Consider the following 230-nt stretch of genomic DNA (forward strand, 5'->3'; position numbering starts at 1 on the left):
ACCGATACCAGTTTGTTGACGATGGCTGGTTGACCGCCAATCGCGATGTCATCGGCTGCCGTGATAGTGGCTTGGCCAGTGACGCTGTTAGCCGGCACTTTGATCAAGGTGCCATCGGTGAGCTTAAAGGTCAGCTCAGGATGGTTGGTCAACGGCAGACCGGTGCTGGTGGTCAGGGTCACTGTGTAGGTGACTTGGCCGCCTTCAGCCACGGTGGTTTTATCCGCCGT

General features: G+C 57.4%; 1 protein-coding gene. It reads right to left on the reverse strand.

Translation table 11 applies throughout. From position 1 onward, the window contains the following. Positions 1-230, reverse strand: a 230-nt coding sequence (locus AAEZ05_RS30500) for an immunoglobulin-like domain-containing protein (RefSeq protein WP_350650435.1), incomplete at both ends; no start/stop codon positions are given.

This window comes from Pseudomonas sp. HY13-MNA-CIBAN-0226, assembly GCF_040310305.1.
Classification (GTDB): Bacteria; Pseudomonadota; Gammaproteobacteria; order Pseudomonadales; family Pseudomonadaceae; genus Aquipseudomonas; species Aquipseudomonas gregormendelii.